Origin of the sequence: Streptomyces anandii JCM 4720 (assembly GCF_014650655.1) — a bacterium.
In the GTDB taxonomy this organism is placed as follows: domain Bacteria; phylum Actinomycetota; class Actinomycetes; order Streptomycetales; family Streptomycetaceae; genus Streptomyces; species Streptomyces anandii.
In genome coordinates, this window is sequence record NZ_BMVJ01000019.1 from 129,469 (window position 1) to 143,500 (window position 14,032).

The 14,032-nt window shown below is 73.4% G+C and carries 12 protein-coding genes; 7 read left to right on the forward strand and 5 right to left on the reverse strand.

What is annotated here, in order from left to right; genetic code table 11:
- Positions 1-700 (forward strand): CDP-alcohol phosphatidyltransferase family protein (locus IE249_RS28080; protein WP_189709132.1); only part of this gene is annotated, 700 nt, incomplete at its 5' end.
- Here the strand turns inward: IE249_RS28080 and IE249_RS28085 are convergent.
- Positions 663-1,115: an FAD synthase family protein gene (locus tag IE249_RS28085; RefSeq protein WP_189709134.1), complete on the reverse strand. Its 453-nt coding sequence runs from the start codon at positions 1,113-1,115 to the stop codon at positions 663-665. The two genes, IE249_RS28080 and IE249_RS28085, sit on opposite strands and share 38 nt — an antisense overlap.
- Positions 1,116-1,335: 220 nt before the next feature.
- Between IE249_RS28085 and IE249_RS28090 the strand changes: the two genes are divergently transcribed.
- From IE249_RS28090 to IE249_RS28100, 3 genes are read left to right on the forward strand one after another with little or no spacing between them, the layout of a single operon-like run.
- Positions 1,336-2,565: a glycosyltransferase gene (locus IE249_RS28090; RefSeq protein WP_189709174.1), complete on the forward strand. Its 1,230-nt coding sequence runs from the start codon at positions 1,336-1,338 to the stop codon at positions 2,563-2,565.
- Positions 2,562-4,211 (forward strand): lipopolysaccharide biosynthesis protein, encoded by a 1,650-nt coding sequence (locus IE249_RS28095; protein ID WP_189709136.1) that lies wholly within the window; start codon positions 2,562-2,564, stop codon positions 4,209-4,211. Before IE249_RS28090 ends, IE249_RS28095 begins: the two co-directional genes overlap by 4 nt.
- Complete coding sequence (locus IE249_RS28100) at positions 4,208-5,437, forward strand: MATE family efflux transporter (protein WP_189709138.1); 1,230 nt, start codon at positions 4,208-4,210, stop codon at positions 5,435-5,437. The genes IE249_RS28095 and IE249_RS28100 overlap by 4 nt, the downstream gene beginning before the upstream one ends.
- Here IE249_RS28100 and IE249_RS28105 read toward each other — a convergent pair.
- Entirely contained in the window at positions 5,397-6,863 is a 1,467-nt protein-coding gene (locus IE249_RS28105) for a hypothetical protein (protein WP_229859408.1), read from the reverse strand. The genes IE249_RS28100 and IE249_RS28105 overlap by 41 nt on opposite strands.
- A 94-nt stretch (positions 6,864-6,957) precedes the next feature.
- On the opposite strand from IE249_RS28105, the gene IE249_RS28110 reads away from it, so the two are divergent.
- Both IE249_RS28110 and IE249_RS28115 read left to right on the forward strand, forming a co-directional pair.
- Positions 6,958-7,527, forward strand: coding sequence for a WcaF family extracellular polysaccharide biosynthesis acetyltransferase (locus tag IE249_RS28110; protein WP_229859409.1), 570 nt, complete (start codon positions 6,958-6,960; stop codon positions 7,525-7,527).
- Positions 7,524-8,639 carry a glycosyltransferase gene (locus IE249_RS28115; protein WP_189709143.1) on the forward strand — a complete coding sequence of 372 codons (1,116 nt, stop codon included), beginning with the start codon at positions 7,524-7,526 and terminating at the stop codon, positions 8,637-8,639. The genes IE249_RS28110 and IE249_RS28115 overlap by 4 nt, the downstream gene beginning before the upstream one ends.
- Before the next feature lie 63 nt (positions 8,640-8,702).
- On the opposite strand, the gene IE249_RS28120 is transcribed toward IE249_RS28115, so the two are convergent.
- From IE249_RS28120 to gmd, 3 genes are all read right to left on the reverse strand, one after another.
- On the reverse strand, positions 8,703-9,383 hold the full coding sequence (locus IE249_RS28120; protein ID WP_189709145.1) for a hypothetical protein: 681 nt from the start codon (positions 9,381-9,383) through the stop codon (positions 8,703-8,705).
- A complete protein-coding gene (locus IE249_RS28125) occupies positions 9,383-11,650 on the reverse strand; it encodes a LamG domain-containing protein (protein WP_189709147.1) in 2,268 nt (755 codons plus the stop codon). The genes IE249_RS28120 and IE249_RS28125 overlap by 1 nt, the downstream gene beginning before the upstream one ends.
- Before the next feature lie 253 nt (positions 11,651-11,903).
- Complete coding sequence (gene gmd / locus IE249_RS28130; RefSeq protein ID WP_189709149.1) at positions 11,904-12,917, reverse strand: GDP-mannose 4,6-dehydratase; 1,014 nt, start codon at positions 12,915-12,917, stop codon at positions 11,904-11,906.
- 130 nt (positions 12,918-13,047) lie between these two features.
- On the opposite strand from gmd, the gene IE249_RS28135 reads away from it, so the two are divergent.
- Entirely contained in the window at positions 13,048-14,031 is a 984-nt protein-coding gene (locus IE249_RS28135) for a GDP-L-fucose synthase family protein (RefSeq protein ID WP_229859413.1), read from the forward strand.
- Position 14,032: the final 1 nt, after the last annotated feature.

Here is a 14,032-nt window from a genome sequence, read left to right on the forward strand (position 1 = left end):
CGGCGCGCAGAAGTCGGCGAAGGGCGTGTCGCTGTACTCGCGGTACGTGAACCGGCCGGCGGGCCGGTATCTCGCCGCCGGCGCCTTCCGACTCGGCCTGACGCCCAATCAGGTCACCTTGGTCAGCGCGGCGTTCACCTTCGCCGCGATCGCCGCCGTCGCGCTCGCCCGGCCGTCCTGGCCGCTGGCGCTCACCGTGTACGCGGCCCTGGTCGTCGGCTTCGCCTTCGACTCCGCCGACGGCCAGCTCGCCCGGCTCACCGGGAAGGGCGGCCCGGCCGGGGAGTGGCTGGACCACGTGGTGGACTGCGCGAAGATGGTCGCGCTGCACACGGCGGTGCTGGTCTCCTTCCACCGCTTCTTCGAACTCCCCGGCGACGGGTGGCTGTTGCTGCCGCTGGGCTTCCAGTTCGCGGCGGTGGTCACCTTCTGCGCGGGGCTGCTGACCGAGCAGCTCAAGCGCGGCCGCGACACCGGCATAGCCCCCCAGGCCCCGCCGGCCCCGCCCTCCCGGCTGCGGGCGATCGCCCTGCTGCCCGTGGACTACGGCGTGTTCTGCCTGGTGTTCCTCACCCTGGGCGCCCCGGACGTCTTCCGCACGGTCTACGCCGTACTCGGCGCCGTGCACGCCCTGTTCCTCGTCGCGTTCCTCGCCAAGTGGTTCAGGGAGCTGTCCGCGCTTCCCCGGGCTGCGGCGTGACCAGCGCGTCCAGCGCCCGCGTCAGCAGGGTGCTGGAGGTGTGGACGGTGTACGGGAAGTAGACCACCTCGACGCCCACGGTCGCGAAGTCGCGTTCGAGCCGCTCGCCCTTCTCGGTGCCCCGCCAGTCGTCGCCCTTGAAGATCACGTCGAAACGGACCTGCTTCCAGGTCTCCAGCTTGTCGGGGACGGTCTCCACGAAGGCCGCGTCCACATGCCGTACGCTGCGCACGATCTCCAGCCGCTCCGGCAGCGGGATCACCGGCCTGCGCCCCTTGGCGAGTTCGGCCATCTCGTCCGAGACGACCCCCGCCACCAGGTAGTCGCACTGGCTGCGGGCATGGCGCAGGATGTTCAAGTGGCCGATGTGGAACAGGTCGTAGACCCCGGGTGCATAACCGACACGATGGACCATGCGTTCTCCCCCCACGGTGAACGTCCGCCCGGTAAGGGCAGCTGATGGTCCACCGACCTTACTGTGAAGCCCACCTGGAGATCCGGTGAACGGTTAAGGTGATCCAGGATCGCTTCTGGGGGGAAGGGGACCGGCGTTGACCGGATTTGAGCCAGAGCACACGAGCCGAGAGCACGACGACGATCACCAGCGCGACGACCTCACCGGCCGCCGTCTGCTCGTGGTCTCCACCAACTACGCGCCCGAGCACACGGGGATCGGCCCCTACGCCACCCAGCTCGCCGAGCACTGGGCGGCCCGCGGCGCCGACACGCACGTACTGGCCGGAATGCCGCACTACCCGTCCTGGCGGCTGGACGAGGCCTACACCGGCCGGTGGCGGGCCACGGAGAGACGCGGCGGGGTGACCGTGCACCGGCGGCGGCACACCGTGCCCGCGCGGCAGACCGCCGTGCGCCGGGCCCTGTTCGAGGCCTCGCTGCTCGTCCACCAGCTCGCCGCCCCGCCGCGCATGCCCCGGCCCGACGCGGTCGTCGCGCAGATGCCGAGCCTGGCGGGCGCGGTGGCCGCGGCGCGGATCGCCCGCCGGCACCGGGTCCCGTTCGTGCCCGTGGTGCAGGACCTGATGGGCGCGGCCGCCGCGCAGAGCGGGATCAGCGGCGGCGACCGGGCGGCCGCGGTGGCCGCCCGCGCGGAGCGCTACGCCCTCGGGCGCGCCACTCTCGTCGGCGTCATCCACGACAGCTTCCGGCCCCGGGTGGAGGCCATGGGCGTCGACCCCGGCCGTGTCCGGCTCGTGCCCAACTGGTCGCACGTGGCCCGGCCCACCCGTCCCCGCGCCGAGACGCGCGCCCGGCTCGGCTGGGCCGAGGACCGCCAAGTCGTCCTGCACTCGGGCAACATGGGACTCAAACAGGGCCTGGAAGTGCTCGTCGAGACGGCCCGGCTCGACCCCCACCTCGACGTCGTCCTCATGGGAGACGGCAACCAGCGCGCCGCGCTGGAGGAACTCGCCCGGGACGTGCCCAACCTGCGCTTCCTGCCGCCCGCCGAGGAGGCGGACTTCCCCGACGTGCTCGCCGCCGCCGACGTCCTCGCGGTCACCCAGCGGGCGTCCGTGCTCGACATGAGCGTGCCGTCCAAGCTCACCTCCTACTTCGCCGCGGGGCGCCCGGTGGTCGCCTCGGTCGCCGCCGAGGGCGGCACCGCCGACGAGGTGCGCCGCTCCGGCGCCGGGGTGCTGGTCGAACCCGAGGACGCCGCCGCGCTGGTCAAGGCTGTCAGGGACCTGGCAGGCGACCCGGCGGCCGCCGGCCGGCTGGGGGCCCGCGGCCCCGCGTACGTGGACGAGCGGCTCAGCCGCGCGGCCGGACTCGGCCGCCTGGACGACCTGCTCGCCGAGGCACTGCACCAGGGCACCACCGCGCACGAAGGAGCGGCACGCGCATGAACGAAGAGGCACGCGCCCAGCAGGACGAACCGGAGCTCCTGCGCGACCAGGTGCAGCAGGTCCTGCGACACCGCGTACTGGTCGGCGGCGGACTGCTCGCCGGACTGCTGGCCGGCACCTGGTTCGCCGTGGGCTCGGCGCCGACGTACGAGGCCTCCAGCGAGGTCCTGGTGCGCGCCGCCACCATCAACCCCTACGCGGCGGCCGGGATCTCCGTCGACAAGCAGATCAACATCGGCAGCGAGCGCCAGACGGCCGCGGGCAACGCGGTGGCCGCCCGCGCCGCCACGACGCTCGGCCGCGGCGCGTCCGACATCGGTGACCTGCAGCGCCACCTCCAGGTCACCAACCCGCCGAACACGCTGGTGCTGAAGTTCTCCTACGTGGCCGGCACCCCCAAGGCCGCCGCCGACGGCGCCAACGCCTTCGCCGGGGCCTACCTCGACTACCGCGAGAAGCAGACCGCGGGCACCGTCGCGAAGATGGTCCAGGGCTACAAGAACCAGCTGGACCCGCTCGCCAAGCAGCGCGAGAGCCTCCTCAAGCAGATCGACCGGCTCCAGAGCGACGGCGAGCGGGGCACCGCGCTGGCCGCGCAGGCCAACCTGCTCAGCCAGATCACCCAGCTCACCAACAACATCAGCGAGCTGAAGGCCCTCGACACCACCCCCGGCTACGTCACCGTCACGGCCGAACCCCCCAAGGACGCCGAGGGCCTCGGCACCCCGCTGCTGATCGCGCTCGGCGGGGTCCTCGGCCTCGCGGTCGGGCTGCTCGGCGCCTGGCTCCGGATGATCTTCGACCCGTCGGCCCGCTCCGCCGGCACGGTCGCCCGCGCCCTGCGCGCCCCCGTGCTCGGCGTGCTGCCCAAGGCCCCCCAGGAGCCGCTGCTCGCCCCCGACGGCGAACTGGCCGAGCAGTACCGCTCGGTGGCCTTCCGGCTCGCCTACGACCGCCACTTCACCGACCGCCGCAGACTGCTGGTCGTCGAGCCGAACGGCGAGGGCACGACCGCCCCGGCCGTCGCCGTCAACCTCAGCGCCTGCTTCGCCGAGACCGGTATGTCCGCCCTGCTCGTCGAGGCCGACCTGCGCCGCCCCGGACTCGCCGGCCGGCTCCCCGAGGCGCCCGGCGGACGGGCCGGCTGGGCCAACGGGCGTGCCGCCGAGGACAGTCCGTGGCCCGCCGGCCGGCACCTCACCGTGGACGCGGGCGAGTCCGGCACCTTCGAACTCGTCCCCGGCACCCGGGTGCCGCACGTGGCCCGCACCCTCACCTCCGCGGCCACCACCCGCCTCATCGACCAGGCGGACACCCCCAACACCACGGTCGTCGTCCTCGCCCCGCCCGTGCTCTCCTACGCCGACGCGCTCGCCCTCGTCGACCGCGTCGACGGAGTCGTCGTGGTCTGCGACCCGCGCACCACCGCGCGGGCCGCCCTCGAGCGGGTGCGCGAACTCATCGACGGGGCCGGCGGCCAGGTCCTCGGTGCCGTCCTGCACCCGTCCGGCCACCAGCGGGGGTCCCGCCGCCGCAAGGCGGAGGCCGCCCCGGCCGCCGCCGCGGAGGAGGCCGCCGGCCCGGCGCCCGCCGTGCTGCACGACGAGACCGTCAACCTCAAGACGCTGTCCTCGGGCACCCGGTGAGAGCGCGCACCGCCGTCGTCTGCTCCGTCCTGGACCAGGCGGTGAGCGCGCTCACCAACATCGCCGTCCTCGTCCTGGTCGCCCGGCACAGCGAGGCCGGCACCTTCGCCGTGTTCGCCACCGCCTACGTCGTCTTCAGCGTGCTGCTCGGCGCGTTCGGTGCGTACGTCGGCCAGGAACTCGTCCTGCACCGGGGCGAGCCGGAGACCCTCGGCCGCGCCTGCCGCGGCGCCACCGCGTTCACCGCGAGCGCCTCCACGGTGCTCGGCGCCCTGCTGGCGGGCGGCGCGGCCCTCGCCTCCTCCGACGCGGCCGTCTACGCCGCGCTCGGCCTCGTCCTGCCGGTCACCCTCACCCAGGACACCCTGCGCTACTGCTTCTCCGTGCTGCGCCGGCCCCATCTCGCCCTGCTCACGGACCTGTTGCGCCTGGCGGCCGCGCTGCCCCTGCTGGCCGTCCAGCCCGGCGGCGCCTCCGCGGCCCGTACGACCCTGGTGTGGGGCCTGTCCGCGCTGCCCGCGCTGCTGCTCGCCCTCGCGCTGCTGCGGCCGCACGTGCGAGGCGCCCGTACCGATCTGCGACGCTATGTGGCGCGCGGCCACCTGGGACGGCGCTTCGTGGTGGAGTTCGGCGTCGGCAACGCCACCAGCCAGCTCGCCGTGCTCGCCCTCGGCCTGTTCGCCACCCCGCTCGCGGTGGGCGCGCTGCGCGGCGCCACCACCCTCTTCGGCCCCCTGAACGTGGCCTTCAACGCGGCCACCGGCTTCGGGCCGCCGCTGCTCACCCGCCACCAGGCGCCCCGGCGCGCGGCCCTGCTCGCGGGCGGGGCCCTCGCCGCCGTCGCCGCCGGGTGGGCCGCGCTGCTCTACGCGCTGCCCCTCCGCTACGGACGCCAACTCCTCGGCGACACCTGGGAGTCGGCCGCCAGGGTGCTTCCGGCGACCGGGGCCCAGTACGCGGCCATGGCCTTCGGGGTGTGCGGACTGCTGGCCCTGCGCGTGCTGGCGCCGCGCGCCACGCTCGCCGTGCAGCTGGTGTTCTCGCCCGTCTCGGCGGGGCTGCTGCTGGCCGGGTACGCCTGGGCCGGGGTCGAGGGCGCGGCCTGGGGGCTGTGCCTTGGTTCGGTGCTCAAGGGCGCCGCCGCCTGGCTGAAGGCCGCGCGCGGACCGGGGGAGCGGACGGCCGTCAGCGCAGCTGCCGCCACCGCTCCGGGCGCAGTGTCGTGATCAGCACCAGGCACATGACGGCGATCGCGATGCGCCCGGAGGCCTGGAGCAGCGGACCGCGCAGCAGGATGAACGAGTAGCCGGCGACCAGCGGAACGGCGAGCGTGAGGATGCTCGCCGGACCCGCCCGCACCACCTTGTGCGCGTAGCGCCGGTCCACCCGGGCCGCCACCCAGCCGATCAGCCCGAACCCGGCGATCATGCCCGCCGCCCCGAAGTCCAGCCACAGCTCCGCCCACAGCGGCGAGGAGCGGTTGGTGTTGGCCGCCGCCATCCACTCGCTCACCATCACGCCGGTGTCCTTCGGCTTCGACGTCCACACCGAGCGGGGCACGAAGAAGAGGACGGAGCCGGTCAACTGGCGACCATAGGTGTGGCCGTTGCCCGCGTCCGCGTAGGTGATGGTGTTGGCGAACATCGCCATCTGGTCGTAGTCCTTGAGCACCAGCGGGTCGAGGACCGAGGAGGTCTGGGCGGCGGCGGGCGTGTTCGCGCTGTCGTAGCGGAACTTGTCCGCGAACGGGAAGATCAGCACGGCCGCGGCGACACCCAGGGTGAGGGCCGTGCGGTACATGGTCGGGCTCTGCGGGAACACCGTGAACAGCATGGCCAGCAGCACGGTCAGGAACCAGTAACGCGGGTTGGAGACCGGGTTGTTGACGATCAGGTTCAGGGCCGCGAGTCCGGTCAGGGTGATCCACGGCAGCGGGCGGCGGCGCGCACCGGGCGAGGTGATCAGCCAGCGCGTCACCACCATGAGCGCCAGCAGCGCCGGGACGGTGCCGAAGCCGCGCAGCATCGCCGTGCCCGCCTGCGAACCGCCGTCGCCCGGCGAACTGCCGTCGATGGACTCGGTGATCTCCATCCGGCTGGCGAAGAACACCCCGAGCCCGCCCAGCTTCAGGATGAACAGCCCGCTCCCGGCGAACGCCAGCGCCACCAGCAGCGCGAGGCGCCGCCTGGCCACCATCGCCGGGCGGAACACCGTGCGCGCCGTCGGCCGCACCCCCGGCCGCACCAGCAGGGCGCCCGCGTCGAAGGCCGCGCAGGCGGCCAGCACCAGTCCCACCGCGAGCGCCAGGTCGGAGCGCGAACCGGCCACCGGCACCGGGTACTTGCCCACCACCGCCTGCGCGAGCGGAGCGATGCCCATCGCCATGTAGACGAACAGCCAGAACGTGCCCTGGAGCAGCTTGCGGTGCCGGCCGAGGATCATCGCCGACAGCCGGGCGCCCGCGTAGACCGTGAGCGCCAGTTGCAGCCAGTACGCCTGGTCGCGCAGACCCGCGCCCTGCCGCAGCGTCACGAACGCGGGCAGCAGCACGGTCAGCCCCAGCACCAGGGGCAGCGCCAGCACGCGCCGCAGCGCGCCGGGCATCACCCGCGCGACGGCGGGTGGTGCGACCGCGTGAGTTCCCGCCGCCATGAGCCCCCCCTTTGCCTTTCGTTCACAGAGTCTACGGATCTGTGTGCGAAAGGAAGGAGGAATCCCTAGGGTGGATCACGGAGGAGGGGGACCCTTGCGCGATCTTCGAACATTCACGCTGTCCGGGTACGACAAGGGGCGGGGGATCGTCACCCAGGCGCTCTGGTTCTGCGTGATGAACACGCTCTTCATGGCGTGGTTCTGCCCCGCCCGGCTGCGCGTGGCCCTGCTGCGGGCCTTCGGCGCGCGGATCGGCGAAGGCGTGCTGATCCGGCACCGCGTGCGCGTCCTGTGGCCGTGGAAGCTCAGCGTCGGCGACCACACCTGGATCGGCGAGGGCGCCTGGCTGCTCAACCTCGAGCCGGTCACCATCGGCTCGCACGTCTGCGTCTCCCAGGAGGCGCTGCTGTGCACCGGCAGCCACGACCACCGCACCACCGACTTCCGCTACCGCAACGCCCCCATCACGGTGGCCGACGGCGCCTGGATCGCCACCCGCGCCACCGTCCTCGCGGGCGTCACGGTCGGCCGGCACGCCGTGGTCTCCGCCGGCACCGTCCTCGCCCGCGACCTGCCCGACCTCACCCTCCACACGGCGGACGGCACCCGCCCCCTCAAGGAGCCCGGGCAGACGCCCCCCGCCGCGAAGGAGCGCACCCGGTGAGGGCCCTGCACGCGGTCACCCTGCACACCCCCACCCAGGCCTTCGGCGGTCCGGTACGGGTCGCCGTGAACCTCACGGCCTCGCTCGCCGAGCGGGGCGTCGAGTGCAGGATCGTCGCCCTCGCCTCCGGCTTCGCCGGGCCCCTCCCGGCCGACGTCGACGGCCGCCCCGCCCGCCTCTACCCGGCCCGCCGGGTGCTGCCCGGCGCCGGTTTCAGCGGGATCACGTCGCCCGCGCTGCTGGCCGGCGCCCGCCGCCTGGTCCGGGAGGCGGACGTGGTCCACGTCCACCTCGCCCGCGACCTGGTCACCCTGCCGGTCGCACTCGCCGCGCTCGCCGCGAGGCGTCCGCTGGTCGTGCAGACCCACGGCATGGTCGATCCCAGCGACAAGGTGCTCGCCAAGCTCCTCGACGCGCTCGCCGTGCGCCGGGTGCTGCGCCGCGCCGACGCCGTCCTGCACCTGACCTCGTACGAGCGCAAGGCGCTCACCGCCGTACTGGGCGGCGAGGACCCCGGCAACGGCGTACGGCTGGTCAACGGCGTACCCGCGCAGGACCGCCGCCCCCGCCCGCCCGGACCGCCCCGGCTGCTCTACGTGGCCCGCATGCAGGCGCGCAAGCGCCCCGCGGACTTCGTGGCCGCCGCTCCCGAGGTGCTGCGCAGGCACCCCGGCGCCCGGTTCGTGCTGGCCGGCGCCGACGAGGGCGAGCTGGACGCGGCCCTGAAACTCGCCGGGGAGCTGGGCGTGGCCGGCTCCGTCGACTACCTGGGCACGCTGGACCCCGGCGCCGTCCTGGACGAGCTGCGCCGCGCCCATGTGCACGTGCTGCCCTCGGTGGACGAGCCGTTCCCGATGTCGGTCCTGGAGGCCCTGTCGGTGGGCGTGCCCTCGGTGGTGACCCCGACCAACGGACTGGCCGACGACATCGCCCGTACCGGCGCGGGCCGGGTGGCCCCGACGCCCGAGCGGCTCGCGGACGAGATCCTGGACCTGCTGGACGGCGCGGCCAACGAGCGCGCCTCCAAGGCCGCCTGGGAACTGTCCCGCACGTCCTTCTCGCTGGACGCGGTCGGCGACCGCCTCCACACGCTGTACGCCTCGCTCGGCTGAGGCGGGCGCGAGCGCGGGGACCGCCCGGACGACGGCCCCCGCTGCCCCGCACACAGGGGTGCATCAGGTACGGGCCCAGGCGTAGCACCCGGTCGACGTGAACGTCTTCGCGCCCTTCCTGATGGTGATCGTCCGCTGCCGGCCCGAGGTGCCGTCCAGGGACCACGAGCAGTCCTTCGACGGGGTCAGCGCCCGGTAGGTGCCGGGCACCGGGGCGGCGTGCGTGCCGTCCGCGTAACCGCCCTTCGTGGCGGCGACCAGCGGCTTCAGGTCCGGACACAGGCCGTTCACGGCGGCCTCGGCGCCCTTGATGTCACCCGCGATGACCGCGCCCTGCGCCGCGTCCTTGTCGATCTTCGCGGTGTGGGCGAGCCGGTCGCAGACATCCTGCCCGGCCTGGAGGATCGCCGCCGGATCGGCGCCCTTGGGCACCCGTCCGGACAGGTACTTCTTCTCCGTCTTGGTGAACGACCCGGTGGCGGGCGTGAGTTGGCCGTCCGGTACGGCGTCGCGCGGAGCCCCCGAAGTGCCGGACGTCCCCCCGGAGGCACCGGCGGCACCGGACGCGCCGGGCGCCGGCGCCGTGGAGGGGCCGTCCCGCGGGGGCGTGGGGGCCGCCGTGGCGGACGGGCGCGGCTTCGCGCCCCCGTCCGCCCCGGTGTGCCGCTCGCCCCCGCCGGAGCTGCCGCACGCCGCGAGCAGCAGCGGCAGTACGGCGAGGACGGCCGGCGTGCTTCTCCTCATCAGGCTCCCGACCCCCGCTGGTAGTGCGTCGTCACCTGGCTCGCCGACAGGGCCTTGCCGTAGACCGCCACCTCGTCGATCAGCCCGGTGAAGTACGGGCTGGTCGGCGCGTTGGACCAGGAGGTGCTCAGCGTGTCGCCGCCCACCCGCCAGTAGCCCGTGCCCGACTCGTTGCCGGTCACCAGGAGGTTGGAGGTGCGCAGGGTTCCGTCGACGTAGAGCTTCATGCCGGCGCTGCTCTGGGTGGCGACGACGTGGTGCCACTTGCCGTCGTTGTAGGACTGCGTGGTGGTGACGGTGCGCACACCGCCGCTGTAGACGCCGAAGACCAGCCGGCCGTTGTTGGTCATGTAGACGTGCTTGTCGTAGCGCGTGGACGTCAGCTGGACCTTGTTGCCGAAGCCGATCAGCTTGCCGCCGTTGGTGCTGGTGGTCTTGAACCACAGCTCCAGCGAGAACGCCGACGGGGCGCTGTGCGGCTGGTCGGTGTACGTCCACTGCTTCTTGGAGCCGGTGTAGCTCGCCGCGGAGCCGGAACGGGCCGCCGCGTCCGTGACGCCCTGCGTGGGCGCGTTCCAGTGGACGCCGTTGTCGTTCCTGGCGCTGTCGGCCGCGTACGCGCCCGAGGCCTCGCCGTAGCGCCAGTACAGGGAGGCGCCGTCACCGCGCACGGCCGCCGCGTAGGCGTCCGCCGAGGAGGCCACCGTCACCGACTGCGCGGCGGACTTGGCGGAGGTGTTGGTGCCGTCGGTGACGCTGACCCGGTAGGAGTGCGTCTCGCCCGCGGCCACGGCCGTGTCCGTCCAGGTCAGCTGCGGCCGCGACCAGGGCAGCGAGTCGCCGGAGACCTCGTACACCGGGGTGGTGCCGCTGTCCTTGTAGACGCGGTAGGTCAGGTGGCTGTCGTCGGTGTCGAAGCTGGAGCGCCAGTGCACGGCGACCTTGCCGGCCTCGACGCTCTCCACCTTCACCTGCGGCACGGTCGGCGCCCCGGTGTCCGGGCCGGAGGAGACCCGGGTGAGGGACTGCTGCGCGGTGCCGCCCACCGTGGTGAACTCGCCGCCCACCCACAGGTAGTCGGTGCCGCCCTTGGGCGCGAGGGTGAACACGCGCGGGCCGATGCCCTCGCCGATGCCGTCGTTGGTGTCGGGCGCCCAGCCCACGAGCTTGCCGTCATTGAGGCCCTCGGCCAGCAGATGGCGGCGCTGGCCGTCGGGGTACTCGCCCATCGTGGAGCAGTCGTGCGCGTGCGAGGCGCTGTAGAGCAGGCCCTTGTAGAGCTGGAGGGCCTGGGTGGCGCCGAGGCAGGTGTCCCGCCAGCGCTGGGCGAAGGTGTCCGGCTCGAAGGCGGTGCGCCCGTCGAACACCCCGCCGCCGGTGCCCTCGTTGGCGGTGTAGACGCCGCCGGCGTCGGCGGTGATGTCCTTGACGACGGAGGTGTCCGGGAAGAAGCCCCGCGCGTAGGCGCGGGTCACCGCGCCGGTGGTGGCGTCGGTGATGGCCAGGGCGTGCGAGTCGCTGCCGTTGACCGTGAAGAAGTCGCCGCCGACCGCCACGTGTTGCCCGTCCGCGGTGACCTCCACGGCCCGTCCGGGAGCGTCCGCGTCGGCGGTCCACGACTTCAGCTTGCCGGTGGTGTCCACGGCGGCGAACCGCTGCCGGGCGGTGCTGTCGACGCTGGTGAAGTCGCCGCCGAAGTACACCGTGTCGCCGGTGACGGCGAGCGCCCGTACGGTGGCCGGCACGGTCGGCCGGAAGTCGGTGCGCACGGTGCAGGTGGCGATGTCGATGGCGGCCAGGCTGCTCGCGCCGGTCCCGTTGACCGCGCCGAAGTAGCCGCCCGCGTACAGGGTCTTGCCGTCCGGCGAGACCGCGAGGGCCCGCACGGTCGCGGTGCCGCTGCCGACGGTGAAGGACAGCTTGCAGCCGGCCGGGGCGCCGGTGGCGGCGTCGAAGGCGGCGAAGTTCACCGCGGACTGCTCACCGGCGCCGCCCGCGGCGACGCCAGCGGGCCGGATCGCCGAGAAGGTGCCGCCGGCGAAGACCGTCCCGTTCGCCTGGGCGAGGGCGTACACGACACCGTTGGTCTGCCAGGTCGAGAGGCTGTCGGCCGTCAGGGCCACCGGGGGAGTGAGCGCCGAGGCGCCGGTGGCGGTGAGCGGCAGGCAGAGCAGCGGGGTGGCGCACGCCACGGCGAGCGCGGTGAGACTGCGGCGGTGCCCGGTTCGGCGGCCCGTCCGCCGGGGCTGAGTGGATCTGCCGTGCATTGTTTCTCCTTGCGTACGAGCGGGAGGTACCTCGTCGTCGCTGCCGGTACCTCGTTGCCGTGGGGGGAGGTCCCTGTGGTGTGGAGGCGGAAGGTGGTGCGGAAGGGCCGGGCGGCCCGGTGGAGGGGGAGTCCGGGCCGCCCGGCGGGGGAGAGGGCTTCGGGAGCGCACCGGCGGTGCGCGTGCGGGTCACCGGTCCGTGCGGGTGGGGCGGTGCGGGGTCACCCGTCCGCGCGGGCGCGGGCGGTGCCGGTCACCGGTCCACGCGTACGGCGGTGCCGGCCAGTTCGTCCTCCAGGCGGGCCACGTCGGCGTCCACCATGATCCGGGCGAGTTCCTGGACCCTCACCGAGGGCTTCCAGCCGAGCAGTTCCTCCGCCTTGGAGGCGTCCCCGATCAGCGCGTCGACCTCGCTGGGGCGCTCGTACTTGGGGTCGTAGCGGACGAACTCGGCCCAGTCCAGGCCGACGTGGGAGAAGGCGACCTCGAGGAACTGGCGCACGGTCGCCGCCTCTCCGGTGGCCACCACGTAGTCGTCGGGCACGTCCCGCTGGAGCATCCGCCACATCGCCTCGACGTACTCGGGCGCGTAGCCCCAGTCGCGCACGGCGTCGAGGTTGCCGAGGTAGAGGCGGTCCTGCAGACCGGCCTTGATGCGGGCGACCGCGCGGGTGATCTTGCGGGTCACGAAGGTCTCGCCGCGGCGCGGGGACTCGTGGTTGAACAGGATGCCGTTGACCGCGAACATGTCGTACGCCTCGCGGTAGTTGACGGTCGCCCAGTAGCCGAAGACCTTGGCGCAGCCGTAGGGGCTGCGCGGGTGGAACGGCGTCCGCTCGTTCTGCGGCGGCGGGGTCGCGCCGAACATCTCCGAGGACGAGGCCTGGTACAGCCGGGTCTCGATGCCGCTGGCCCGCACCGCCTCCAGCAGCCGGATCGCGCCGAGCCCGGTCACGTCCCCGGTGTAGAGCGGCGCGTCGAAGGAGACCCGCACGTGGGACTGGGCGCCCAGGTTGTAGACCTCGTCGGGCCTGAGGTCGCGCAGCAGGTTCACCAGCGCCACCCCGTCCGACAGGTCGGCGTGGTGCAGCACGAAGGAACGCTCCGGCTGGTCGGGGCCCTGGTAGATGTGATCGATCCGCTCGGTGTTGAAGCTCGAGGAGCGGCGGATCAGCCCGTGCACGGTGTAGCCCTTCTCCAGCAGCAGCTCCGCCAGATACGAGCCGTCCTGCCCGGTCACCCCGGTGATCAGCGCGGTCTTGCCCATGCAGTCAGTACCCCCTCCGACGCGACCAACCGGTCACGTTCTGATGTGAATTGCCATGATTGTTCGAGGAACGTCCTCGGAAAGCGCCGTACGCTGGCACAATCCGCGCATGACTGCTGACGCTTCGCCCATGCCCGGACCCGGGACAGCGGCGACCTCCGACCCGTCCCCGTCCTCGCTGCTCCCGCGCGCCGCGCGGGTGTTCGTCGCAGGCCACCGAGGCCTGGTGGGGTCCGCGGTGGCCCGCCGGCTGGCCGCCGACGGGCACGAGGTGATCACCCGCGGCCGGGACCGGCTGGACCTGCGCGACGGCGAGGGCACCGCGGCCTTCCTGCGCGAGGTCCGCCCGGACGCCGTGGTGCTGGCCGCCGCCAAGGTCGGCGGGATCATGGCCAACAGCACGTATCCCGTGCAGTTCCTGGAGGACAACCTGCGGATACAGCTGAGCGTGATCTCCGGGGCGCACGCCGCCGGGGTGCCGCGCCTGCTGTTCCTCGGCTCGTCCTGCATCTACCCCAGGCTCGCCGAGCAGCCCATCCGCGAGGAGTCGCTGCTCACCGGCCCGCTGGAGCCGACCAACGAGGCCTACGCCATCGCCAAGATCGCCGGCATCACCCAGGTGCGGTCCTACCGCCGCCAGTACGGCGCCTCGTACATCAGCGCCATGCCGACCAACCTCTACGGCCCCGGCGACAACTTCGACCTGGCCACCTCGCACGTGCTGCCCGCGCTGATCCGCCGCTTCCACGAGGCCCGCACGAGCGGGGCGCCCGAGGTGGTGCTCTGGGGCACCGGCACCCCGCGCCGGGAGTTCCTGCACGTGGACGACGTGGCCGCGGCCTGCGCCCTGCTGCTGGAGCGCTACGACGGCGATGAACCGGTCAACATCGGCTGCGGCGAGGACCTGCCGATCAGCGAACTCGCGGAGACGGTGCGGGAGGTGACGGGTTACCAGGGAAAGATCGTGTGGGACACGGGCAAGCCCGACGGCACCCCGCGCAAGCTGCTGGACGTCTCCCGGCTGTCCGCCCTCGGCTTCAAGCCCGCCGTGACGCTGCGTGACGGCATCGCCGCGACGTACGAGTGGTGGCTGGGCCAGGAGCCGGCGAGCTGAG